We start from the raw sequence: 2841 nt of genomic DNA on the forward strand, positions 1-2841 counted from the left end.
CAACTGGTTCAGGCTCAACAACTGGTTCAGGCTCAACAACTGGTTCAGGCTGCACGCTGTCAGCCATTAGAGTCAAGCCCTGTTCTGGGTTGTTAAGACTATTATTGACGCTGACTTGATTATCTTCGTAAAGACTCGATTGATAAGACTCAGCTTGTGGCATATCAGTACTGGGCGCTTGATAGTCAATATCATAAGGCTGTAATGGCGGTTCTGAAGCTTGATGCATAACAGCATCGACAGATGGTGTAGAAGCAACTGTTTCTATAGCTGATGCTTCTGTAGAAGCTACATCACTATCATAAGTGTTACTCAATACTTCATCAATTGGCAATGGACGAAAAGCCAGTAGACGTAGGATACACATCTCAAGTGCTTGCATAGGTGTACTGGCAAGCTTAACCCCTTCACGCGCTTGCACCACGATTTCATAATACAGTTGTAACACATCTGGGCTGATATGCTGTGCAAGTATATTAATATTTTGGGCCTGAGCTTCATTTACATTCAAAGCAACTTCAGGTAATAATTGAGTCAACGCCAACTGATGAAGCAGTTCAGTGAGTCCGTCAAACATACTGGTCGCATCAACCATTTGCGCACGCATTTGCTCGATATGATCTGCCACAGCCGGCTTATCATAGTTATAGATATCTGTAATTAAACGAATCAAGTCAGCCGCATCAATCAAACCAAGCATAGCATTGACAGTGACATCATCTAGTCCACCTTGACCAAAAGCAATGGCCTGATCGGTCAACGACAACGCATCACGCACCGAGCCTTTCGCGGCACTGGCTAACTGCCAAAGGGCTGGCTGTGTGTATGCTACTTTCTCTTGAGTAAGAATATTGGCCAAATGCTCACTGAGCAACGTTTGTGGTAGCGGACGTAGTACAAACTGTAAACAACGCGAGATAATGGTAATTGGCAGTTTTTGTGGATCAGTGGTGGCAAGTAAAAACTTCACATGCTCAGGAGGTTCTTCTAACGTTTTGAGGAGCGCATTAAAACTGTGCGTAGACAGCATATGCACTTCATCGATAAGATAAACCTTATAACGCCCTTGACTGGGCGCATAAGGAACATTATCCAACAGCTCACGAGTATCTTCAACCTTAGTACGAGAAGCCGCATCAATCTCAATAAGATCGATAAATCGTCCTTGATCGATGGCCACACAGTTATCGCAAACACCACAAGGTGTGCTAGTGATGCCCGTATCGCAGTTCAAACATTTAGATAATATACGTGCAATCGTCGTCTTACCAACGCCGCGCGTACCTGTAAACAAATAAGCATGATGTAAACGGTTATAATCAATCGCATTAATCAACGCTTGCGAGACATGCGTTTGCCCAATCAACTCATGAAAGTTCTTAGGACGATATTTGCGAGCTAAAACCTGATATTGCTGCGTCATAATAAATGCCAATATAAATAATACAAATATAGATAAAGTGTCAAACCAGCGAGCTATATTAGCTTTAGATTATAACTGAGCTTGAAGTTTTGCCAGACGTTCATATAAACGTTGAGTGTTTTTATCAATCAATGAACCCGTTTGATGAAAAATATCCAGATATACCTCAGTGTTTACGCTGTCTTCACAAGGTCGAAACTCTACACCAAGCAAAAACAGATCACTCATTACTGGATCTTGTAGTTGGGCATTGAGATCTGACAATAAGTCCTGATGAGACGAACGCACATTCCCTGCACTCAACGAGCTACTATCATCTTGCGCATAAAACACCACAAGATAATGACGACCAAAGACATGATAAGAGTGCTCATGACGAACATAACCATTCCAACGAGACTCTTGATCCATGGTTCTATAAGCTAAAATCTTTTCTACTAGACACGCATAGGTATACATTGACTCATCTGCCAACACATCTATTTGTGCTTTTGGCAATGGCTTACCTGCTTCGTGATAACGCTCAATCACACTATTAAAAAGTTTATACCACATCCGAGTTTGTTTTTGAATCTCAGCCATTAAAGCATTGGCAAATACAGTCTGATTCGGCTCTGATACTTTACGTAAACGTAATTCTATTTGGTCAATTAACTCATTATCAATCAACCGCTCTTGAACACCAATCGCTCTTTGATGAAAGTCAGGTGATTGCAAAAACTGTTTTAATAATGTCGATTCATTTTTAAAAGATGAAAAACTGGCTAACTTATCATGATGAAAATCTAAAAATGTCGTCAAATCACTTGGTGTAACTAATTGACTGAGTATGTCAGCGAAGTTTTGATAGCTAAAGACTTGTAAAACACTTTGTTCATTGTCTAGATCCAAAACACAGTCTTCAGCAAAAAACCGACTGCCATATTCGTAGCCAACCGTATAAGAGGAAGAACCTAATTGCTCGTCCTGATGATTGATAGACAATGAAGTTAAGCCAATAAAATAGGTTTTTTTATCAGCTATCGATGTGCTCCTAGCTGCAACCAACTGATCATTTTTTTGATAAGTCTGAGCGTGACGTTTGATTAATTGATTAACAACTTCCTTTCTCCACTCACGAACTTTAGCACTATCTACTTCCTGCTTATTCGCTTGTCTCACAACCGTATTGACAAGCAAATAAATAGTCGCGCCCGAAAAATCAAAAACAAAATCATAACCCTGAAAGTTCTGAGGGCCAGTGATTTTGTCTTCAGGTAATTCGTATAAAGATAGAAAACATTGCTGAATCATCTTTTGCCAAAGCGAGAATGATGCTTGCTGAGTATCCATAATATCCCTATAAATGAAATCTCATAAAAAGTCTTACGCCTATTATCTTGAAAGGAATAAAACTTTTTATCTTCAGTTGAATATTA

2 protein-coding genes are annotated in these 2841 nt (G+C 40.0%); both read right to left on the bottom strand.

The features are described 5' to 3' along the window. Positions 1-1423 (bottom strand): DNA polymerase III subunit gamma/tau (dnaX, locus tag ACT3QP_RS14535; RefSeq protein WP_444525992.1); only part of this gene is annotated, 1423 nt, incomplete at its 3' end. A 69-nt stretch (positions 1424-1492) separates the two neighbouring features. Continuing rightward, positions 1493-2755 carry a hypothetical protein gene (locus tag ACT3QP_RS14540; protein WP_444525993.1) on the bottom strand — a complete coding sequence of 421 codons (1263 nt, stop codon included), beginning with the start codon at positions 2753-2755 and terminating at the stop codon, positions 1493-1495. Between the last annotated feature and the right edge of the window lie 86 nt (positions 2756-2841).

The sequence above is a fragment of the Psychrobacter sp. AOP7-B1-24 genome (assembly GCF_052376215.1).
In the GTDB taxonomy this organism is placed as follows: Bacteria; Pseudomonadota; Gammaproteobacteria; order Pseudomonadales; family Moraxellaceae; genus Psychrobacter.

Bases quoted from the DNA above. Each gene is read 5' to 3' on its own strand.
- ACT3QP_RS14540 (WP_444525993.1), bottom strand. From the start codon at position 2,755: ATGGATACTCAGCAAGCATCATTCTCGCTTTGGCAAAAGATGATTCAG.